This is a genomic window from Allobosea sp. (assembly GCF_048595345.1).
Lineage (GTDB): Bacteria > Pseudomonadota > Alphaproteobacteria > Rhizobiales > Beijerinckiaceae > Allobosea.
This window is the reverse complement of the sequence record NZ_JBMDWH010000213.1, coordinates 36,718-56,909: the sequence shown is the minus strand read 5'-3', so window position 1 is coordinate 56,909 and position 20,192 is coordinate 36,718. Positions and strand designations below refer to the sequence as shown.

Here is a 20,192-nt window from a genome sequence, read left to right as displayed (position 1 = left end):
TGGTGAGCGGGGAGGGGATCGAACCCTCGACCACATGATTAAAAGTCACGTGCTCTACCACTGAGCTACCCGCCCTCACGGGGCGCTGACATAAGGAGGTGCGCTGCCGGGGTCAACATGTTCGCATCGCGGGCCATGTGGACTACCGATGCCCTGAGCTCTGCGCCGGGGCGTTAACGGGCCGGAAACCAAGCCGCCATAGCTTTGCGCCATGGTCATCCGCCGCGGTCTCAGATCGATCCTCGTCACGCTCGCGCTCTACGCGGTGTCGGGCGCGGCCGTGTCCTATTTCATGTTCCATGCCCAGCATGGCGCGCGTGGCCTGGAGGCGCGCGGCGCGGTCCGCGAGCAGCTGCGCACGATGGAGGCCGAACTCGCCACCCTGGTGACCGAGCGGAAATCCTGGGAGCACCGGCTCTCTCTGGTGCGGGACGATACCGTCGATCGCGATCTGCTCGAAGAAAACGCCCGCGAGATCCTCGGTCGCACCAACCGCAACGACGTGGTCATTCTCGGGCGATGAGCCCCGACGGGAGGCCCGTCGCGAGACTGCGATCGAGACGAGACCGCAGCCTTGCGCTTGCCTTGCGGAAGATTGCCGGCTCGCCGACGACATTTAGTCGCGACTGGGTCGATCAACTGATTTCCAGTTAATTTGACATGACGTAATAAAAACAACGGCTTAGTCTATGGTGCAATGCGAGATGAAGCCCTCGCCAGCAGTTTTTCGATCCATTACAAGAAGCCTATAAGACTTCCGGAGGATCGCCCATGGCTGTTGCTGCGCGTAAATCGAAGGCCCCCGCCGACTCGAAAGCTGCGGCCAAGCCGCCCAGAGCGCGTTCCGCGAAGAGTCAGGCCGAGCGGGCACCGGCGCCCAGCAACGTCACGCCCTTCAGCAAGGACGAGGATCTCCACGCCTATCGCGAGATGCTGCTGATCCGCCGCTTCGAAGAAAAAGCGGGCCAGATGTACGGCATGGGCCTGATCGGCGGCTTCTGCCACCTCTATATCGGGCAGGAAGCGGTCGTCATCGGCATGCAGATGGCGTCCAAGGACGGCGATCAGGTCATCACCGGCTACCGCGACCACGGTCACATGCTGGCCTGCGGCATGGAATCGCGTGGCGTGATGGCCGAGCTGACCGGCCGGCGCGGCGGCTATTCGCGCGGCAAGGGCGGCTCGATGCACATGTTCAGCCGCGAAAAGAATTTCTATGGCGGCCACGGCATCGTCGGCGCTCAGGTCTCGCTCGGCACGGGCCTGGCCTTCGCCGACTGGTATCGCGACGACAAGACCGTCTCGATGACCTATTTCGGCGACGGCGCGGCCAATCAGGGCCAGGTCTACGAGAGCTTCAACATGGCGCAGCTGTGGAAGCTGCCGGTGGTCTACGTCATCGAGAACAACCGCTACGCCATGGGCACCTCGGTCAGCCGCGCCTCGGCTCAGACCGATTTCTCGCGCCGCGGCGTCTCCTTCGGCATCCCGGGCGAGCAGGTCGACGGCATGGATGTCCGCGCCGTGCGCGAGGCAGCCACCCGCGCCATCGAGCACGCCCGCTCCGGCCAGGGCCCCTATATCCTCGAGATGCAGACCTACCGCTATCGCGGCCACTCCATGTCCGACCCGGCGAAGTACCGCTCGAAGGACGAGGTCCAGCGCATGCGCGAGGAGCACGATCCGATCGAGCAGGTGCGCGCCCGTCTGCTGCGCGAGTTCAACATCGCCGAGGACGAGCTGAAGGCGATCGACGCCAAGGTTCGCGAGATCGTCAACGACGCGGCCGAGTTCGCGACGCATGATCCCGAGCCGGACGTCTCCGAGCTCTACACCGACATCCTGCTGGAGCCGGCGCAGGGCTGATCGCCCGCGCCGCCGCTCCGCTATCGTCCTTCCCGCGCCTCAGATCCGGGTACCCCCATGCCGATCGACATTCTCATGCCCGCCCTTTCTCCCACGATGGAGGAAGGAAAGCTGGCCAAATGGCTGAAAAAAGAAGGTGATTCCGTCAAGGCCGGCGACATCATCGCCGAGATCGAGACCGACAAGGCGACCATGGAGGTCGAGGCGGTTGACGAGGGCATCCTCGCCAAGATCCTGATCCCGGATGGCAGCGAGAACGTCGCGGTCAACACCAAGATCGGCATCATCGCCGCCGAGGGCGAGGATGTGAACGCCGCCGCCAGCGGCTCCGGCGAAAGCAGCAAGCCTGCCGAAAGCGACCCGAAGGTCGCGCAGTCGGCCCCGCCGGCGGCAGTCGGCGAAGCGCCCGCCTTTGCCGCTCCTGCCAAGGCCGAGACCGGCGTCGGCAGCGTCCCCGCGCAGGCCAAGGCCTATGACGCCTCCTCCGAATTCCCCGCCGGCGCCGAAATCGTGCAGATGACGGTCCGCGAGGCGCTGCGCGACGCGATGGCCGAAGAGATGCGCCGCGACCGCGACGTGTTCGTGATGGGCGAGGAGGTCGCCGAGTATCAGGGCGCCTACAAGGTCACGCAGGGCCTGCTGCAGGAATTCGGCCCCAAGCGGGTCATCGACACCCCGATCACCGAGCACGGCTTCGCCGGCATCGGCGTCGGCGCGGCGCTCTCGGGCCTCAAGCCCATCGTCGAGTTCATGACCTTCAACTTCGCCATGCAGGCGATCGACCACATCATCAATTCCGCCGCCAAGACGCTCTATATGTCGGGCGGTCAGATGGGCGCGCCGATCGTGTTCCGCGGCCCCAACGGTGCCGCCGCCCGCGTCGGCGCCCAGCACAGCCATGACTACGCCGCCTGGTACTCCAACGTGCCGGGCCTCAAGGTGGTCATGCCCTACAGCGCCTCGGACGCGAAGGGCCTGCTCAAGAGCGCCATCCGCGACCCGAACCCGGTGATCTTCCTCGAAAACGAGATCATGTACGGCAAGTCCTTCGAGGTGCCGAAGGGCGACGACTTCCTGATCCCGATCGGCAAGGCCAAGGTCGTGCGCTCCGGCAAGGATGTCACCATCGTCTCCTTTGGCATCGGCATGACCTATGCGCTCGGCGCGGCGGAAGCGCTCGCCAAGGAGGGCATCGAGGCCGAGGTGATCGACCTGCGCACCATCCGCCCGATGGATATCGAAACGGTCGTCGCCTCGGTTCAGAAGACCAATCGCTGCGTCGCGGTGGAGGAGGGCTTCCCGCAATCCGGCGTCACCGCCGAGATCGGCATGAAAATCATGGAGGCCGCTTTCGACTATCTCGACGCTCCCGTCGCCCGCGTCACCGGCAAGGACGTGCCGATGCCCTATGCGGCGAACCTCGAGAAACTCGCGCTCCCGAACATCGGCGAGGTCGTCGCGGCGGCCAAGGCCGTCTGCTATCGCTGAGAGGGCTGACCGATGCCGACCAACATCCTGATGCCCGCGCTCTCTCCCACGATGGAGAAGGGCAATCTCGCCAAATGGCTGAAGAAGGAAGGCGACGCGATCAAATCCGGCGACGTCATCGCCGAGATCGAGACCGACAAGGCTACCATGGAGGTGGAGGCCGTCGATGAGGGCATCCTCGCCAAGATCCTGGTGCCGGAAGGCACGGCCGATGTCGCCGTCAACGAGATCATCGGCGTGATCGCCGGCGAGGGCGAGGACGCCAAGAGCGTCTCCGGCCCGGCCAAGGCCGATGCCCCGAAGGCGGAGGCAGCCAAGCCGGCGGCTGCGGCAGAATCCAATCCGAAGGTCGCGGCGCCCGAGGCTTCGGCCTCCGGCTATGGCGGCAGCGTCGCCGGCTCCGCGCCGGCCGCTCCGAAGGCCGACGGATCGCGCTCCTTCGCCTCGCCGCTGGCCCGCCGCATCGCCAAGGAGGCCGGTCTCGACCTCTCGGCCATCAAGGGCTCCGGCCCGCATGGCCGCATCGTCGAGAAGGATGTCGAGGCCGCCAAGAAGGGCGGCGGCGCCAAGGCTGCTCCGGCTGCGGCCGCGGCCGCGCCCGCCGCAGCGAAGCCCGCCGCCGCGCCGCTGGCGAGTGGCCCCTCCGACGATCAGGTCAAGAAGCTGTTCGCGCCGGATTCCTACGAAGAGATCCCGCATGACGGGATGCGCAAGACGATCGCGCGCCGCCTGCTCGAAGCCAAGCAGACCGTCCCGCATTTCTACGTCACGGTCGATTGCGAGCTCGATGCGCTGCTGAAGCTGCGCGCCGAGCTCAACGCCGCCGCGCCGGAGAAGGACGGCAAGCCGGCCTACAAGCTCTCGGTCAACGACATGGTGATCAAGGCTTTGGCGCTGGCGCTGAAGGCCGTGCCGGACGCCAATGTGTCCTGGACCGACAGCGCGATGCTCAAGCACAAGCATGCCGATGTCGGCGTCGCCGTCTCGATCCCGGGCGGGCTGATCACGCCGATCATCCGCGATGCCTGCCACAAGACGCTGTCGCAGATCTCCAACGAGATGAAGGACTATGCGGCGCGGGCTAAGGCCCGCAAGCTGAAGCCCGAGGAGTATCAGGGCGGCACCACGGCTGTCTCCAACCTCGGCATGTTCGGGGTCAAGGACTTCGCCGCCATCGTGAACCCGCCGCATGCGACGATCCTGGCCGTCGGCGCCGGCGAGCAGCGCCCGGTGGTGAAGAAGGGTGAACTCGCGGTCGCGACCGTGATGTCGGTGACGCTCTCGACCGACCACCGCGCGGTGGACGGGGCGCTCGGCGCCGAGCTTCTCGCGGCCTTCAAGGGCGATATCGAGAAGCCCATGGCGATGCTGGTCTGAGCCGGAGTTACGATCATGGCTGACTACGACATCATCGTCATCGGCTCCGGTCCCGGCGGCTATATCGCCGCCATCCGGGCTTCGCAGCTGGGCTTCAAAACCGCGATCGTCGAGCGCGAGCACCTCGCCGGCATCTGCTCCAACTGGGGCTGCATCCCGACCAAGGCCCTGCTGCGCTCCGCCGAGATCATGCATTACGGCCAGCACGCCAAGGATTACGGGCTCGTGCTGGAGGGCTCGTTCAAGGCCGATCTCGACGCCATCGTGAAGCGCTCGCGCGGCATCGCCGCGCGGATGAACAACGGCGTCCAGTTCCTGATGAAGAAGAACAAGGTCGACGTGATCTGGGGGGAGGCCGTGCTGACCAAGCCCGGCACGATCCAGGTTTCTCCGACGAAGAAGCCGGCCATGCAGCCGCAGGTGCCGCCCCCGAAGAACGCCAAGGGCGAGGGCACCTACACCGCCGACCACATCATCGTGGCGACCGGCGCCCGGCCGCGCGCGCTGCCCGGCATCGAGCCGGACGGCAAGCTCATCTGGACCTCTTTTGAGTCGATGGTTCCGGCCAAGATGCCGAAATCGCTACTGGTGATGGGCTCCGGCGCCATCGGCATCGAGTTCGCCTCCTTCTACCGCACCATGGGCGTCGAGGTGACGGTCGTCGAGGTGATGCCGCAGGTCGTGCCGGTCGAGGATGCCGAGATCGGCGCCTTCGCCCGCAAGGCCTTCGAGAAGCAGGGCATCAAGATCCTGACTTCGGCCAAGGTGACCAAGGTCGAGAAGGGCGCCGACAGCGTCACCGCCCATATCGAGGACGAGAAGGGCGGCAAGCAGACGATCACCGCCGAGCGGATGATCTCGGCCGTCGGCGTCGTCGGCAACATCGAGAATCTCGGTCTCGAGGCGCTCGGCGTGAAGACCGATCGCGGCTGCATCGTCATCGACGAGTTGTGCCGGACCACCGTCAAGGGCGTTTATGCGATCGGCGACGTCGCCGGCCCGCCGATGCTGGCCCACAAGGCCGAGCACGAGGCGGTGATCTGCGTCGAGGCGATCAAGGGCCTGCATCCGCACCCGATGGACAAGGCCATGATCCCGGGCTGCACCTATTGCCACCCGCAGATCGCCAGCGTCGGCCTGACCGAGGCCAAGGCGAAGGCAGCCGGTCACGAGATCAAGGTCGGCCGCTTCAACTTCGTCGCCAACGGCAAGGCGGTGGCGCTGGGCGAGGACAGCGGTCTGGCGAAGACGATCTTCGACGCCAAGACCGGCAAACTGCTGGGAGCCCATCTCGTCGGGCCCGAGGTCACCGAGCTGATCCAGGGCTTCGTCGTCGCGATGAACCTCGAGACGACCGAGGAAGAGCTGATGCACACCATCTTCCCGCATCCGACTCTGTCGGAGGTGATGAAGGAGAGCGTGCTCGACGCTTATGGCAAGGTGCTGAACGCCTGAGGGCGTTTTCTTCGAGAGAAGCGCCGTCATCCCGGACAAGCCGCCCTCGGGTCCTGCCGGCGGCAGGCCCAAGGACAGGCTCCGCGGCGCTGATCCGGGATCAATGCCGGAGCCTGTCCGATCGAGGCTCAGGCATGGATCCCGGGTCTCCGCTTTGCTCCGCCCGGGATGACCCGCGCGGGAAACCGGGGCATAATCACCCGATGGCACCACGCAGCCGCACCTCCTCCAAGACCGACCGCATCGTCCGCGACGAGGAGGTCGAGGTTCTGCCGCCGCGTTCGACGCTGCCGCTGGACTGGAACGTGGTGGTCCCGACGGTGGCCTCCGGCCTCGTCATCGGTTTCGTCGCCAGCCTCATCGTCGGCGGCGGCGGGCTGATCCGCCATGCGGTGGTCGGCGTGCTCGGCATGCTGGTGGGGCAGGGCATCGTCAGGCTCACCGGCTGGCGGCTGAATACCGGCTATTCCTTCCTGGATGATGCCGGCATGGCGGTGCTGGGAGCGATCCTCGTGATCCTGCTGGCGCGTTTTATCGCCTGAGACCGCTCTGCGACCACCGGCCCCCGAGGCCGGCTGTTGCGGTGCGGTGCCGGGGGAATTAGCTAGAGGCTGGCCGGCCCGCCGGCTCATATGTTTGAAGTCTGGACCCCGACATGGCGCTCGTCCTCGACCTGCTGAACCGCGATCCCCGGCCGAACGCCGGTAATCCCAAGGCTGCCGCGCAGAAAGCCGCTGCCCCGCAGCCGGCGGGCGAGGTGCGGCATCCCGAAAAACAGAAGCGGCCTGAGAACCCGGTGCTGCGCAAGCCGGACTGGATCCGCGTGAAGGCCCCGGGCTCGCCGAAATGGGCCGAGACCAAGGCGATCGTGAAGGCCGAGAAGCTGGTCACGGTCTGCGAGGAGGCCGGCTGCCCCAATATCGGCGAGTGCTGGGAAAAGAAGCACGCCACCTTCATGATCATGGGTGACACCTGCACCCGCGCTTGCGCCTTCTGCAACGTGAAGACGGGCGTGCCTCTGCCGCTGGACCCGCAAGAGCCGCGCAAGGTCGCCGAAGCCGTCGCCAAGCTCGGGCTGGAGCATGTCGTCATCACCTCGGTCGATCGCGACGATCTGGCCGATGGCGGCGCGCAGCACTTCGCCGAAGTCATCCAGGCGATCCGCAAGGCTTCGCCGGGCACGACCATCGAGATCCTGACGCCGGACTTCCTGCGCAAGCCCGGCGCGCTCGAAGTGGTCGTGGCGGCCAGGCCCGATGTGTTCAACCACAATCTCGAGACCGTACCGGGTAAATATCTCAAGGTGCGCCCCGGCGCCCGCTATTTCCACTCGCTGCGGCTGCTGCAGCGGGTCAAGGAGCTGGACCCGAGCATCTTCACCAAATCCGGCATCATGGTCGGCCTCGGCGAGGAGCGGAACGAGGTGTTGCAGCTGATGGACGATCTGCGTTCGGCCGAGGTCGATTTCATGACGATCGGGCAGTATCTGGCGCCCTCTCGCAAGCACCATGCGGTCATCCGCTTCGTCACGCCCGACGAGTTCAAGAGCTTCGAGACGATCGCCTACGCCAAGGGCTTCCTGATGGTGTCCTCGACGCCGCTGACCCGCTCCTCGCACCACGCGGGCGAGGATTTCGCCCGGCTGCGGACGAACCGCGCAGCGCGGCAGGGACAGTAGGCGCCAACGCCATGCCGATGTTCAACAGCACCCGGCGGGTGAAACACACCCCCGAGCAGATGTTCGCTCTCGTGGCGGATGTCGAACAATACCCGCAGTTCCTGCCGCTCTGCGAAGGGCTGGTCGTGCGCCGGCGTACGCCTCGTGAAGGCGGCGGCGAGGTGCTCGTCGCCGATATGAGCGTCGGCTACAAGGCGATCCGCGAGACCTTTACCAGCCGCGTCACGCTCGATCCCGAAAGCCGCAAGATCGTCGTCGAATATGTCGACGGACCGTTTCGCCATCTCGAGAACCGCTGGACCTTCAAGACGGCGGAGGGCGGCGGCTGCGAGGTCGGCTTCTTCATCTCCTACGAATTTGCCAGCCGCATGCTCGGCCTGCTGATGGGCGCGATGTTCGACAAGGCCTTCCGCAAATTCTCCGAGGCCTTCGAGCGCCGCGCGGATGAGATTTATGGGCGCGGGCCGGCGCCGGCGCTTGGCGGCTGACCCGTCATTCCGGATCGCGTCACCCAGCTCCTGGCAATGAGGGCTGAGTGGCCGGGGCGCCTTCCAGCATCGCCTCGCGCAGCATGTCGAGCGCCTCGATCACGCTGAGGCGGCGGATCTCGTCGCGTGACAGCGCGCCGAAGCGGCGTTCGCGATGGGCCGTGCCGGCAGGCCCGGCGCAGGCGAAATGCACCAGCCCCACCGGCTTTTCGACGCTGCCGCCGCCGGGGCCGGCGACCCCGGTAATCGCCACCGCCAAGCTGCTGCCGAGACGCTCGCGCCCGCCCTCGGCCATGGCGCGCGCCACCGGCTCGCTGACAGCGCCATGGGTGGCCAGCAGCTCGGCCGGCACGCCCGCGAGCGCGATCTTCGCCTCGTTCGCGTAGGTGATGAGCCCGCCCATCACGAGGGCCGAGGAGCCGGCGATCGCCGTCAGCGCTCCGCCGACCAGCCCGCCGGTACAGGATTCGACGGTCGCGACGGTGAAGCCGCGCTCCCTGCCGAGTTCGAGCAATTCCGTCGCCCGCGCGGTGATCTGTGCCTCGAACATGCTCAGTCCTTCTCGGGCAGGCGGATGGTTGCGGTGGCGAGCGCCGCCAGCCCCTCGCGCCGGCCGGTGAACCCCATCCGCTCCGAGGTCGTGGCCTTGATCGCCACCTTGCCGACGGCGACACCGGCCGCGGCAGCGATGGTCTCGCGAATCGCCTCGCGATGCGGCCCGATCTTCGGCGCCTCGCAGACCACGGTAAGGTCGAGATGGTCGATGACGCCGCCGCGCTCCCGCACCCGGCCGGCTGCGAATTCGAGGAAGCGGACGGAAGCCGCGCCGCGCCATTGCGGATCGCTCGGCGGAAAATGCGTCCCGATATCGCCCTCCGCCAACGCACCCAGCAGTGCATCGGTGAGGGCGTGGAGCCCGACATCGCCGTCCGAATGCGCGACCACGCCGGCCTCATGCGCAATGCGCACTCCTCCGAGCCAGACATGGTCGCCCGGGCCGAAGCTGTGAACGTCATAGCCGGTGCCGACGCGGGTCACCATCGAGGGCCGATCCATGGCGCGCTCCGTGAAATCCTGCGGGTGGGTGATTTTGATATTGGCCGGGTCGCCGGGGAAGGTCGCCACCGGATGGCCGGCCCATTCCATCAGAGCTGCATCGTCGGTGAAGCCCGAAAGGCCCTGCTCCTGGGCGGCGCGGTGCGCCTCCAGCAAGGGCTTGAAAGCGAAGGCCTGGGGCGTCTGCACAGTGACGAGCCTGTCGCGGGGCGGCGTCTCGGCGATGTGCCCCTGCCCATCCAGCCGCTTCACCGTATCGGTGACCGGCAGGGCAGGGATCGCCGCAACATCCCGCCCCGAGACGGCTGCGAGGGCCGTCTCGACGAGCGCGACCGAGGTAAAGGGCCGCGCCGCATCTTGGACGAGGACCACGCCGTCGAACCCTGCCTGCGCCAGAGCCAGCAGGCCGAGCCGCACGGATTCCTGCCGGCTGGCGCCTCCCGTCACCGGCGGGCCGAGGCGCTCGTCGGCGATGTCGCGGACGGCGTCGGCATAGAGCTCGCCATCGTCTTCGCCGATGACGACCAGGAGCCGGTCGATGCCGCCGACGGCGAGGAAGGGCGCCAGGGCGCGCGTCAGCACCGGGCTGCCCCCGAGCCGGCGATATTGTTTGGGCGCCCCCGGACCGGCACGCAGGCCGCGCCCGGCGGCGACGATGAGGACGGCGGCGGAACGGCTGGGATTTGACAGGTCTGGCACGGCTGCTCGACAAGCGCGGGGAATTCGGGCTCGCGGCATAGCAGGTCTTGATCGGCTTTGCAGAGCAATGCGTTTTGTGCAGTGCCATATGAGCGCAGGTGACCTTGCGTTCCGTTACCCATGTCCAATAAATAGCCAGGAAATCAAATGCCTCAAAAGCAGGCGGTGGCGTTGCAGGTAGCCGGCGTTCCGATCCACTCCCGCGCGTTCCTCGCGCCGATGTCGGGTGTCACCGATATCGTGATGCGCAGGATCGCCGCCCGTTTCGGCGCCGGCATCGTCGTTTCGGAGATGGTCGCCTCCGACGAATTCGTTCGCGGCAGCGAGGAAGCGCGAATCCGGGCCGAGGGCCAGGGCGTAACCCCGCATGTCGTCCAACTGGCGGGCTGCGATCCGCATTGGCTCGGCGAGGCCGCCCGGTTGGCGCAGGCGAATGGCGCCGCGATCGTCGACATCAATATGGGCTGCCCCGCCAAGAAGGTCACCGGCGGCTGGGCCGGCTCGGCGCTGATGCGCGATCTCGATCACGCGGTGCGGCTGGTCGAGGCGGCGGTCGCCGCCGTCACCGTCCCCGTCACGGTGAAGATGCGGCTGGGCTGGGACGATGCGTCTCGAAACGCCCCCGAACTGGCGCGCCGCGCCGTCGCGGCGGGAGCGCGGCTGATCACCGTGCATGGCCGCACGCGACAGCAATTCTACAAGGGCAGGGCGGATTGGCGGGCCATCGCCGCCGTTCGCGCGGCGGGTGCCTTTCCGCTGGTCGCCAATGGCGACATCGCGACGAAGGAGGATGCCCGGCTCTGCCTCGACCAGTCGGGCGCCGACTATGTGATGGTGGGGCGCGCCGCGCTCGGCCGGCCCTGGCTTGCGGGGGAGATCGGCGCCGCGCTGGATGCACTGCCGTTCCACGAGCCGAGCCTCGCCGAAAAGCTGGATGTGGCGCGCGAGCATTACGAGGGACTCTTGTCGCTGATGGGCGTCGCTTCTGGCGTGCGCCATGCCCGCAAGCATCTGGCGGCCTATGCCGACGAGGCGCTGGCGAAGGGATGCGAGGCCGATCCCGAACGCCGGCGGATCCTGCTGACGGGCGAAGAGCCGGCACGGGTGCTCGCCGCGCTGGCGGGGCTGTTTTCCACCGATCGCGGTCTGCGAGCGGCTTGAACCGGAGTCGAGAGTGATGGCGTTGATGGTTGCCGAACAGAATCCCGGTCGCGGTATGCCCTTCCTCCTCGGCTCGCTCGAGGTTCAGGCCCTGAACGTGCTGCCCATGCCCGTGCTGGTCGTGGGCGCCGGGCAGGCCGTTCGCTATGCCAACATGGCGGCCGAGGATTTCTTCCAGACCAGCGCCGCGATGCTGAAGCGCTTGCGCCTGGCCGATCTCATCCCCTTCGGATCCCCGGTCCTGGGATTGGTCGAGGAAGTCCAACGCCGCGGCGCCAGCGTCAGCGAGTACAGGCTGGATCTCGGTTCGGCCCGGCTCGGCGCCGAACGGATCGTCGATGTTTTTGCCTCTCCTTTGCCCAGCGACGTCGATGCCGTCGTGCTGATGCTTCAGGAACGGACAATTGCCGAAAAAATGGACAGGCAACTGACGCATCGCGGAGCAGCGCGATCGATCACGGCGCTGGGTGCCATGCTGGCCCATGAGATCAAGAATCCGCTCTCAGGCATTCGCGGCGCGGCCCAGCTCCTCGAAGGTGCGATTTCGGACGAAGATCGGCTGCTGACCCAATTGATCTGCGACGAAACCGACCGGATCGTGAAATTGGTCGAGCGTGTCGAGCTTTTCGGCGATGAGCGGCCCAGCGAGCGCGATGCCGTGAACGTCCATGACGTGCTCGACCATGTGAAGAGACTCGCGCAATCCGGCTTCGGCCGGCACATCCGCTTCACCGAGATCTACGATCCCTCGCTGCCGCCAGTGGCCGGAAACCGCGACCAGCTCGTGCAGGTGATGCTGAATCTGGTTAAGAACGCGGCAGAGGCCATCGGTGAGCATGCCATCGACGGCGAGATCACGCTCACCACCGCCTATCGACCCGGAATCCGCCTGCAAGTGCCCGGTTCGCAGGACAGGATCGCCCTCCCGCTCGAGATCGGGGTGCGCGACAACGGCCCTGGCGTGCCTCACGATCTGCTGCAGCACCTCTTCGATCCGTTCGTCACGACCAAGGCGCAAGGGAGTGGCCTTGGACTTGCACTCGTCGCCAAGGTGATCGGCGATCATGGCGGGATCGTCGAATGCGAGTCCGTTCCACGCCGCACGAATTTCAGGATTCTCCTGCCCCTGCACCAAAGGCAGGGTCAGTCAACGTAAGGCCGACAGCTGATCATGCCGACCGGAAATATTCTCGTCGCCGACGACGATGCCGCGATCCGCACCGTGCTGAACCAGGCGCTGGCGCGGGCCGGCTACGAGGTCAGGACGACCGGGCAGGCCGCCACCTTATGGACCTGGGCTGCGCAGGGTCTCGGCGACCTCATCATCACCGATGTGGTGATGCCGGACGGCAACGCTTTCGATCTGCTGCCGCGGATCAAGCGCGTACGGCCGGACATTCCGATCATCGTCATGAGCGCCCAGAACACGTTCATGACTGCGATCAAGGCCTCCGAGCGCGGCGCCTATGAATATCTGCCAAAGCCCTTCGACCTGAAAGAACTGGTCGCGATCGTCGGGCGGGCGATGTCCAGGCCGCGCGGCGATGCGGCGCGGGCGCAGCCGGCCGAGCCGGAAGACATTCCCCTCGTCGGCCGTTCGCCGGCGATGCAGGACGTCTATCGTGCGCTCGCACGGCTGATGCCGATCGACCTCACCGTGATGATCAACGGCGAGTCCGGTACGGGCAAGGAACTGGTGGCACGCGCGCTGCACGATTACGGCAAACGCAAGAACGGCCCTTTCGTCGCCATCAACATGGCCGCGATCCCGAAGGACCTGATCGAATCCGAGCTGTTCGGCCATGAGAAAGGGGCCTTCACCGGCGCCTTGACCCGCTCCTCCGGCCGGTTCGAACAGGCCGAGGGCGGCACGCTCTTTCTCGACGAGATCGGCGACATGCCGATGGAGGCGCAAACGCGCCTGCTGCGCGTGCTCCAGCAGGGCGAGTACACCACCGTCGGCGGTCGCACCCCGATCAAGACCAATGTCCGCATCGTCGCGGCCACCAACAAGGATCTGCGCATCTCGATCGCGCAGGGTCTGTTTCGCGAGGATCTGTTCTTCCGCCTCAATGTCGTGCCGATCCGCCTGCCGCCTCTGCGCGAGCGCGTCGAGGACATTCCGGATCTGGTGCGGCACTTCTTCTCGCTCGTCGAAAAGGAGGGCCTGCCGCGCAAGCAGGTCGATTCCGAAGCGATGGACGTGATGCGGCGCTATCGCTGGCCGGGCAATGTCCGTGAGCTGGAGAATCTCGTCCGCCGCCTCGCCGCGCTGTATCCGCAGGAGACGATCACTGCTCCGATCGTCGAATCCGAGCTGCAGCCCGCCAATGCCACACCGAGCTTCGGCGGCTCGGGCGCGACGACGCCCGAGCGGGCCGAGACGCTTTCGGGATCCGTCGAGCGCCATCTCGGCCAGTATTTCGGAGGATTCGGCGATAATATTCCGCCGCCGGGGCTGTATCATCGCATTCTGCGCGAGATCGAACCGCCCCTGATCGCCGCGGCGCTGGCCGCCACGCGCGGAAACCAGATCCGCGCCGCTGAGCTGCTCGGGCTGAACCGCAACACGTTGCGCAAGAAGATCCGCGAGCTCGACATGCAGGTGGTGCGCACGCCGCGCTAAGGCGCGCGACCGGCCTCGCCAACGGTCATGGCGAGGAGCGCAGCGACACGGCAATCCAAGAAAAGGGCAGCGCCTTGCCGTTCCCCTTGATGGCTTCGCGGAGCTCGTCCTCGGGCTTGCGTAGGAGCCGAGGGCTCCCGATGCCGAACACCGAGGTCGACAGCGCGGGTTGCCCGGGCGCAGTGGCGCCCGCCTTGCCCATGTCATATTTTGACAACACCGTTGCTGCGTCGCATCAGTAGCGGCTCAAGGTCGGCGGTTCCTCGCCGGCCCTGCATCGAGGTTGTCATCCATCGTGTCGGTTTCCGTCAGTCCCGCCAGAATCGCGCCGCGTGCGGAAGAGAAGCCGCGGCACGTCTCGGGCTGGATCGGCGGCAGCGTCGTCGTTCTGGCGCTCATCTCGGCTCTCGTGACTTTCCTGGTGCTTTCGGGCTCGACCCCGATCGCGCCGGTCCACGAGGTCGTCATCGGCGTCTTCGTGCTGAACGCGCTGCTGATCCTGGCGCTGCTCGTCATCGTCGTCTTCGAGGCTGCGGTCGTGATTCGCGCCCGCAAGGCGGGGGCGGCTGCGGCTGGCCTGCATGTGCGGATCGTCGGCCTGTTCAGCTTCATCGCGGCCCTGCCTGCGATTCTGGTCGCGATCATCGCCACGGTCACGATCGAGCGCGGGCTGGAGCCCTGGTTTTCCGACCGGATGCGCGATGCGGTGTTCAAATCGGTGGAGGTGGCGGACGCCTATGCGGCGAGTCAGTGCAAATCCCTCGGCCGAGAGATCCGCATCCTCGCCGACGATCTGACCCGGGCGAAACCCGCCTATGACGTCGATCGCCGCTGGTTCGACAGCTTCCTGACGGCCCGTGCCACGGCGCTCGGCGTGCCGGTCGCCATCGTGGTGCAGCCGCCGCAGAAGATCGTCGCCCGGGCGAATATCGACGTCCTCAAGAATCCGCCCATGCCCGAGGCCGCGGCCTTCGACGACGCGACGGCGGCGCCGGACCCGATCTGCGTGATCCCGCGCAACGGCCGCATCTTCGGCACGCTGATGAAGCTGCCCGCCTATGAGGGCAGCTTCCTCTATACCGCCCGCGAGGTCGACCCGCTGGCGGTCGAGTTCCCGGCCGTCGCTCGAGGCGCGGCGGTCGAGTATCTCTCCATCGACGCCCGCCGCAAGGGCGTGCAGGTCGCGTTCGCCTCCATGTACGCGCTGATCGCGCTGATCCTGCTGCTCTCCGCGATCTGGATCGGGCTGAGCTTCGCCAACCGGCTCGTCGCGCCGATCCGCCGGATGATCCACGCGACCGATCAGGTCTCCAGCGGCAATTTCTACGTCCAGGTGCCGATCAAGCGCTCGGAGGGCGATCTCGCCCATCTCGGGGAGACCTTCAACAAGATGACGGCCGAGCTGCGCCGCCAGCATGATGGTCTCGTCACCGCCAGCGGCGTCATCGACCGGCGCCGTCGCTTCACCGAGACGGTGCTGTCGGGCGTGTCCTCGGGTGTCCTCAGCCTCGACAGCGAGGGCCACATCACCATCATCAACCGTTCGGCGGAGACCTTGCTGGGGGCAGGGGGGCGGCTCCTCGGCAAGCCGATCGCCGAAATCGCGCCCGAGCTGGCGGGCTTCGTCGCCGAGGCGCTGCATGGCCGCATGCGCCAGAGCTCGGGCCAGGTGCTGCTGTCGCGCGGCGGGCAGGACCGCATGGTCAATGTCAGGGCGACGCGGGAGGGCGAGAATCTCGGCGCCGGCCTCGTCGTCACCCTCGATGACATCACCGATCTGGTCTCCGCGCAGCGCACCGCCGCCTGGGCCGATGTCGCCCGCCGCATCGCCCATGAGATCAAGAATCCGTTGACCCCGATCCAGCTTTCGGCCGAGCGCATCAAGCGCCGCTTCGGCAAGGTCATCGTCGAGGGCAAGGATGTCTTCGACCAGTGTACCGACACGATCGTGCGGCAGGTCGAGGATATCCGCCGGATGGTGGACGAGTTCTCGTCCTTCGCGCGCATGCCGAAACCCTCGCTGCAGCGCGAGGATATCGTCGAGACGGTCCGTCAGATCGTCTTCCTGTGGCGCGTGGGCAACCCCGAGACCGCCATCGCGGAAGAGCTTCCGGCCGAGCCGGTGCAGGCACGCTTCGACAGGCGCCTGATCTCGCAGGCGCTGACGAACGTCATCAAGAACGCCACCGAGGCGATCGAGGCCGTGCCGCCGGACGAGCGCGGACAGGGCCGCATCGAGGTGCGTTTCGAGCGCTGGCCGGACGGGCGCATCGTCATCGACGTGACCGACACCGGCAAGGGCCTGCCCGTCGAGCAGCGCCAGAAGCTGCTGGAACCCTATATGACGACCCGTGAGGGAGGCACAGGCCTCGGCCTCGCGATCGTCGGCAAGATTCTCGAGGATCACGGCGGCGGCATCGAGTTGCTCGACCGCGCCGATGGCGCGCGCGGGGCGCGCATCCGTCTCTGGTTCCCGGAGACGGGCCCCGTTCAGGAGGCCGAGGGCGGCGAAGACGGCGGCCGCGGCAGTTCGCCCGCATCCCATGGCGAAAAGCGGAATGGAACGAGCTGATGAGTGCTGACATCCTGGTTGTGGACGACGAGGTCGATATCCGCGATCTGGTCGCCGGCCTGCTGGAAGACGAGGGCTACCGGACCCGCAAGGCCGGCTCTGCGGACGAAGCGCTGGCCGCCATCGCGGCGCGGCGGCCCAATCTCGTCTTCCTGGACATCTGGCTGCAAGGCAGCCGGCTGGACGGGTTGCAGGTGCTGGAGTTGATCAAGGAGAGCCACCCCGATCTGGCGGTGGTGATGATCTCCGGCCATGGCAACATCGAGACCGCGGTCTCTGCCATCAAGAGCGGCGCTTATGACTTCATCGAGAAGCCGTTCAAGGCCGACCGGCTGGTGCTGGTCGCGGAGCGGGCGCTCGAAGCCTCCCGGCTGCGGCGGGAGGTGCGGGACCTGAAGACCCGCTCGGTGCAGGCCAGCCGCATCGTCGGCCGCTCGACCGCCATCAACCAGCTCCGCCAGACCGTGGAGCGCGTCGCGCCGACCAATGCGCGCGTGCTGATCACGGGCGAACCCGGCTGCGGCAAGGAGCTGGCGGCCCGCACCCTGCATGAGGCCTCGACCCGATCGACCGGCCCCTTCGTCGTCATCAACGCGGCGACGATCACGCCGGAATCGATGGAGGAGGAGCTCTTCGGCATCGAGGGCGGCGATGGCCGCTCGCGCCGCGTCGGCGCGCTGGAGGAGGCCCATGGCGGCTCGCTCTATATCGACGAGATCGGCGACATGCCGCGCGAGACGCAGAACCGCATCCTGCGCGTCCTGGTCGATCAGAACTTCCAGCGCGTGGGCGGCGCCACCCGCGTCCATGTCGATGTGCGCATCATCTCCTCGTCGAGCCGCGATCTCGCCCGGCTGATTTCGGAAGGGCAGTTCCGCGAGGATCTCTACCACCGCCTCGGCGTGGTGCCGATCAAGGTGCCGCCGCTCTCGGAGCGCCGCGAGGACGTGCCGGAACTGATCGAATTCTTCATGGACCAGATCTCGGTGGCGACCGGCCTGCCCAAGCGGCAGATCGGCAGCGATGCGATGGCCGTGCTCCAGTCGCATGAATGGCCGGGCAACGTCCGCGAGCTGCGCAACAATGTCGAGCGCCTGATGATCCTGACAAAGGGCGATCCGACGGCGGAGATCACCGTCGAGATGCTGCCGGCGGAAGTGGGGGCCATGGTGCCGACGACGCCATCCGGCACCGGCGGCGAGCGCCTGATGAGCCTGCCTTTGCGCGATGCCCGCGAGATCTTCGAACGGGAGTATCTCATCGCCCAGATCGCCCGGTTTTCGGGCAATATCTCGCGCACCGCGGAATTCATCGGCATGGAGCGCTCGGCCCTGCACCGGAAGCTGAAATCACTCGGTGTCGGGTGAAGGGCAGGCGCTTCGCGCAAGCCGTTCTGCACAGGGCGCAGGCGGGATGGGTCAGATCGCGCCATTGCTGCACTTGCGTAATGGCCAGACTCGACGATCTAATAAGGCGTCGGTGTTCCGGGACCGGCGGAATGCTCCGCCCGGCCGAAACGGAACGAATTGGATCGCGGGTTTCAATCCGATCGGCGATCCCAACAAAAGGAACTAGCCATGGCCGCTGAACGGGCTCAAAACCTGCAGGACACGTTCCTCAACCACGTCCGCAAGCAGAAGATTCCGCTGACCATCTTCCTCGTTAACGGCGTGAAGCTTCAGGGCGTCGTCACCTGGTTCGACAATTTCTGCGTGCTGCTGCGGCGTGACGGACACTCCCAGCTCGTCTACAAGCATGCGATCTCGACCATCATGCCCGGCCACCCGGTGCAGCTGTTCGAGCCCGAGGAACAGGACAAGGCCTGATTTTGGCGAGCAGCCGCAAGGCGGACGAAGATCGGGCGGCCACGCGCGTCACAGGCGCCAAGCCGCTCGACGAGATCGAACGCGAGATCGCGGCGAACACCCGCGCCTATGTCGTCGGTCCCTATCTGCAAAAGCGCGGCGTCGCGGCCGACACCAACCAGCGCTCGTTCGCCGCGAGGCTGGACGAGGCCGTCGGACTCGCCGCTGCGATCGATCTGACCGTCGTCGAGCCGGTGCAGGTGCTGCTCACGGCGCTGCGGCCCGCCACCTATCTGGGCAAGGGCAAGGTCGAGGAGCTCGCCGAGCGCATCGGGATCGAGGAAATCGGCCTCGTCGTGATGGATTGCGCGCTCTCGCCCGTGCAGCAGCGCAATCTCGAAAAGGCGTTCGGCTGCAAGGTCATCGACCGCACCGGCCTGATCCTCGAGATTTTCGGACGCCGCGCGCGCACCAAGGAAGGCGCGCTGCAGGTCGAACTGGCCCATCTGAATTACCAGAAGAGCCGGCTCGTCCGGTCCTGGACCCATCTCGAGCGCCAGCGCGGTGGCTTCGGCTTCCTGGGCGGGCCCGGCGAAACCCAGATCGAGGCCGACCGGCGCATCATTCAGGAGCGGATGACCAAGATCGAGCGCGATCTCGATCAGGTGAAGCGCACCCGCTCGCTTCATCGCGCCAGCCGCAAGCGCGTGCCCTATCCGATCGTGGCGCTGGTCGGTTACACCAATGCCGGCAAGTCGACGCTGTTCAACCGCCTGACCTCGGCCGAGGTGCTGGCGCAGGACATGCTCTTCGCCACGCTCGATCCCACCGCCCGCGCGCTGAAGCTGCCACATGGCGCCCGCATCATGCTCTCCGACACGGTGGGCTTCATTTCGGACCTGCCGACTCAACTCGTCGCCGCCTTCCGCGCCACGCTGGAAGACGCGATCGAAGCGGATGTCCTGCTGCATGTCCGCGACGTCTCGCATGAGGATACGCAGGCCCAAGCCGCCGATGTGCAGGCGATCCTGCGCGACCTCGGCATCAATCCCGACGACGGCCAGCGGGTCGTCGAGGTCTGGAACAAGGCCGATCTGCTGGAACCGGCCGAGCGCGATCGGCAGCTTGAGGTGGCCGCCCACCGGCCCGTCGAAATACGCCCGGTGCTCGTCTCGGCGCTGACGGGGCAGGGTATCGACAGGCTGACCCGGTCGATCGAGACCCGCATCGCCGCCGCACGCCCGGTCTATCGACTGGAACTGCCGGCGGGGGACGGCAAGTCGCTGGCCTGGCTCCATGCCAATGGCGAGATCCTCGAGCGTGAGGATGCCGAGGATGGGCGGCTGAACCTGCTGGTGCGGCTTCCGCCGGAGCGTGAAGGCGCCTTCACGGCCCGGTTCGAGCAGGCGATCAGGCAGAACGAACGCGCCGTCTGACGATTCAGCGCTCGGGGCGGCTGGCGACGAAGACGGCGGAGGCCGCAAGGCAGATGCCGGTCGTGACGACCGCCACCGGCGGCGCGCCGCTGAACATGACCAGCACGAAGCTCAGCGCCATCGACCCGCAGGCGATCAGCTTGGCGCGCCGCGCGATCGCGCCCGTCTCGCGCCAGCGCCTGACATGCGGCCCCAACCGGGGATGACCGACGAGCCAGGCCTCGAAGCGCGGCGACGAGCGCGAGAAACAAAACGCCGCCAGGATCAGAAAAACCGTGCCCGGCATCAGGGGCAGGATGAGCCCGATGACGCCCAGCAGCGTGAACAGCCATCCCGCCGCGAAGTAGAGCGGCCTCGCCCAGCCCGCGCCGCCCGCGCGTTTCGTCACGGCGCCATCCTTGCTTGCGGTCGCTGCCGGGGCTGGCGGCGGGCGCGGCTGCGATTATGGTGGCGAGGCGCCGGCGGCTCCAGGCGCGCGCCGGCTA

The 20,192-nt window shown here is 66.8% G+C and carries 19 protein-coding genes and 1 tRNA gene; 15 read left to right on the top strand and 5 right to left on the bottom strand.

Features of this window, described 5'->3' with window-relative positions:
• A tRNA-Lys gene (locus tag ACOJTB_RS18425) sits at positions 1-75 on the bottom strand.
• 136 nt (positions 76-211) lie between these two features.
• Here ACOJTB_RS18425 and ACOJTB_RS18420 point away from each other — a divergent pair.
• The 8 genes from ACOJTB_RS18420 (at position 212) to ACOJTB_RS18385 (ending at position 8,352) form a co-directional block, all read left to right on the top strand.
• Positions 212-523 carry an FtsB family cell division protein gene (locus ACOJTB_RS18420; protein WP_420103973.1) on the top strand — a complete coding sequence of 104 codons (312 nt, stop codon included), beginning with the start codon at positions 212-214 and terminating at the stop codon, positions 521-523.
• A 248-nt stretch (positions 524-771) separates the two neighbouring features.
• On the top strand, positions 772-1,866 hold the full coding sequence (gene pdhA, locus ACOJTB_RS18415) for a pyruvate dehydrogenase (acetyl-transferring) E1 component subunit alpha (protein ID WP_420103972.1): 1,095 nt from the start codon (positions 772-774) through the stop codon (positions 1,864-1,866).
• A 57-nt stretch (positions 1,867-1,923) separates the two neighbouring features.
• Entirely contained in the window at positions 1,924-3,354 is a 1,431-nt protein-coding gene (locus ACOJTB_RS18410; protein WP_420103971.1) for a pyruvate dehydrogenase complex E1 component subunit beta, read from the top strand.
• Between the two features lie 12 nt (positions 3,355-3,366).
• Positions 3,367-4,731, top strand: a complete 1,365-nt coding sequence (locus ACOJTB_RS18405; RefSeq protein ID WP_420103970.1) for a pyruvate dehydrogenase complex dihydrolipoamide acetyltransferase — start codon at positions 3,367-3,369, stop codon at positions 4,729-4,731.
• Positions 4,732-4,746: 15 nt separating this feature from the next.
• Positions 4,747-6,186: a dihydrolipoyl dehydrogenase gene (lpdA, locus tag ACOJTB_RS18400; RefSeq protein ID WP_420103969.1), complete on the top strand. Its 1,440-nt coding sequence runs from the start codon at positions 4,747-4,749 to the stop codon at positions 6,184-6,186.
• 203 nt (positions 6,187-6,389) lie between these two features.
• Positions 6,390-6,728, top strand: a complete 339-nt coding sequence (locus ACOJTB_RS18395) for a GlsB/YeaQ/YmgE family stress response membrane protein (protein WP_420103968.1) — start codon at positions 6,390-6,392, stop codon at positions 6,726-6,728.
• A gap of 113 nt (positions 6,729-6,841) precedes the next feature.
• Positions 6,842-7,864 (top strand): lipoyl synthase, encoded by a 1,023-nt coding sequence (lipA, locus tag ACOJTB_RS18390; protein ID WP_420103967.1) that lies wholly within the window; start codon positions 6,842-6,844, stop codon positions 7,862-7,864.
• Between the two features lie 11 nt (positions 7,865-7,875).
• Complete coding sequence (locus ACOJTB_RS18385; RefSeq protein ID WP_420103966.1) at positions 7,876-8,352, top strand: type II toxin-antitoxin system RatA family toxin; 477 nt, start codon at positions 7,876-7,878, stop codon at positions 8,350-8,352.
• A 19-nt stretch (positions 8,353-8,371) separates the two neighbouring features.
• Here ACOJTB_RS18385 and ACOJTB_RS18380 read toward each other — a convergent pair whose 3' ends face one another.
• Positions 8,372-8,902, bottom strand: a complete 531-nt coding sequence (locus tag ACOJTB_RS18380) for a CinA family protein (protein ID WP_420103965.1) — start codon at positions 8,900-8,902, stop codon at positions 8,372-8,374.
• 2 nt (positions 8,903-8,904) lie between these two features.
• Positions 8,905-10,107, bottom strand: coding sequence for a bifunctional 2-C-methyl-D-erythritol 4-phosphate cytidylyltransferase/2-C-methyl-D-erythritol 2,4-cyclodiphosphate synthase (locus ACOJTB_RS18375; protein WP_420103964.1), 1,203 nt, complete (start codon positions 10,105-10,107; stop codon positions 8,905-8,907).
• Between the two features lie 147 nt (positions 10,108-10,254).
• Here ACOJTB_RS18375 and dusB point away from each other — a divergent pair, with 147 nt between their 5' ends.
• Genes dusB through ntrC form a run of 3 tightly spaced genes read left to right on the top strand, consistent with a single transcriptional unit; the run spans position 10,255 to position 13,894 of the window.
• Positions 10,255-11,268, top strand: coding sequence for a tRNA dihydrouridine synthase DusB (gene dusB, locus ACOJTB_RS18370; protein WP_420103963.1), 1,014 nt, complete (start codon positions 10,255-10,257; stop codon positions 11,266-11,268).
• Between the two features lie 55 nt (positions 11,269-11,323).
• On the top strand, positions 11,324-12,424 hold the full coding sequence (locus ACOJTB_RS18365) for a two-component system sensor histidine kinase NtrB (protein WP_420103978.1): 1,101 nt from the start codon (positions 11,324-11,326) through the stop codon (positions 12,422-12,424).
• Between the two features lie 15 nt (positions 12,425-12,439).
• Positions 12,440-13,894, top strand: coding sequence for a nitrogen regulation protein NR(I) (ntrC, locus tag ACOJTB_RS18360; RefSeq protein ID WP_420103962.1), 1,455 nt, complete (start codon positions 12,440-12,442; stop codon positions 13,892-13,894).
• Between the two features lie 25 nt (positions 13,895-13,919).
• Here ntrC and ACOJTB_RS18355 read toward each other — a convergent pair whose 3' ends face one another.
• A complete protein-coding gene (locus ACOJTB_RS18355) occupies positions 13,920-14,096 on the bottom strand; it encodes a hypothetical protein (RefSeq protein ID WP_420103961.1) in 177 nt (58 codons plus the stop codon).
• 93 nt (positions 14,097-14,189) lie between these two features.
• Between ACOJTB_RS18355 and ACOJTB_RS18350 the strand changes: the two genes are divergently transcribed.
• The 4 genes from ACOJTB_RS18350 to hflX all read left to right on the top strand — a co-directional run bounded on the left by ACOJTB_RS18350 (position 14,190) and on the right by hflX (position 19,707).
• The gene (locus ACOJTB_RS18350; protein ID WP_420103960.1) at positions 14,190-16,466 is read left to right on the top strand and encodes a sensor histidine kinase NtrY-like; all 2,277 of its coding nucleotides are present in this window, start codon (positions 14,190-14,192) and stop codon (positions 16,464-16,466) included.
• Entirely contained in the window at positions 16,466-17,833 is a 1,368-nt protein-coding gene (ntrX, locus tag ACOJTB_RS18345; protein WP_420103959.1) for a nitrogen assimilation response regulator NtrX, read from the top strand. Before ACOJTB_RS18350 ends, ntrX begins: the two co-directional genes overlap by 1 nt.
• Positions 17,834-18,043: 210 nt before the next feature.
• Entirely contained in the window at positions 18,044-18,292 is a 249-nt protein-coding gene (gene hfq / locus ACOJTB_RS18340) for an RNA chaperone Hfq (RefSeq protein WP_056713550.1), read from the top strand.
• 74 nt (positions 18,293-18,366) lie between these two features.
• Positions 18,367-19,707, top strand: coding sequence for a GTPase HflX (hflX, locus tag ACOJTB_RS18335; protein WP_420103977.1), 1,341 nt, complete (start codon positions 18,367-18,369; stop codon positions 19,705-19,707).
• Positions 19,708-19,711: 4 nt separating this feature from the next.
• Here the strand turns inward: hflX and ACOJTB_RS18330 are convergent, their stop codons facing one another.
• Positions 19,712-20,095 (bottom strand): YbaN family protein, encoded by a 384-nt coding sequence (locus tag ACOJTB_RS18330; RefSeq protein WP_420103958.1) that lies wholly within the window; start codon positions 20,093-20,095, stop codon positions 19,712-19,714.
• Positions 20,096-20,192 lie beyond the last annotated feature (97 nt).

Coding starts and splice junctions, on each gene's coding strand:
- ACOJTB_RS18420 (WP_420103973.1), top strand. CDS start 212: ATGGTCATCCGCCGCGGTCTCAGATCGATCCTCGTCACGCTCGCGCTC.
- pdhA (WP_420103972.1), top strand. CDS start 772: ATGGCTGTTGCTGCGCGTAAATCGAAGGCCCCCGCCGACTCGAAAGCT.
- ACOJTB_RS18410 (WP_420103971.1), top strand. CDS start 1,924: ATGCCGATCGACATTCTCATGCCCGCCCTTTCTCCCACGATGGAGGAA.
- ACOJTB_RS18405 (WP_420103970.1), top strand. CDS start 3,367: ATGCCGACCAACATCCTGATGCCCGCGCTCTCTCCCACGATGGAGAAG.
- lpdA (WP_420103969.1), top strand. CDS start 4,747: ATGGCTGACTACGACATCATCGTCATCGGCTCCGGTCCCGGCGGCTAT.
- ACOJTB_RS18395 (WP_420103968.1), top strand. CDS start 6,390: ATGGCACCACGCAGCCGCACCTCCTCCAAGACCGACCGCATCGTCCGC.
- lipA (WP_420103967.1), top strand. CDS start 6,842: ATGGCGCTCGTCCTCGACCTGCTGAACCGCGATCCCCGGCCGAACGCC.
- ACOJTB_RS18385 (WP_420103966.1), top strand. CDS start 7,876: ATGCCGATGTTCAACAGCACCCGGCGGGTGAAACACACCCCCGAGCAG.
- ACOJTB_RS18380 (WP_420103965.1), bottom strand. CDS start 8,902: ATGTTCGAGGCACAGATCACCGCGCGGGCGACGGAATTGCTCGAACTC.
- dusB (WP_420103963.1), top strand. CDS start 10,255: ATGCCTCAAAAGCAGGCGGTGGCGTTGCAGGTAGCCGGCGTTCCGATC.
- ACOJTB_RS18365 (WP_420103978.1), top strand. CDS start 11,324: ATGCCCTTCCTCCTCGGCTCGCTCGAGGTTCAGGCCCTGAACGTGCTG.
- ntrC (WP_420103962.1), top strand. CDS start 12,440: ATGCCGACCGGAAATATTCTCGTCGCCGACGACGATGCCGCGATCCGC.
- ACOJTB_RS18355 (WP_420103961.1), bottom strand. CDS start 14,096: ATGGGCAAGGCGGGCGCCACTGCGCCCGGGCAACCCGCGCTGTCGACC.
- ntrX (WP_420103959.1), top strand. CDS start 16,466: ATGAGTGCTGACATCCTGGTTGTGGACGACGAGGTCGATATCCGCGAT.
- hfq (WP_056713550.1), top strand. CDS start 18,044: ATGGCCGCTGAACGGGCTCAAAACCTGCAGGACACGTTCCTCAACCAC.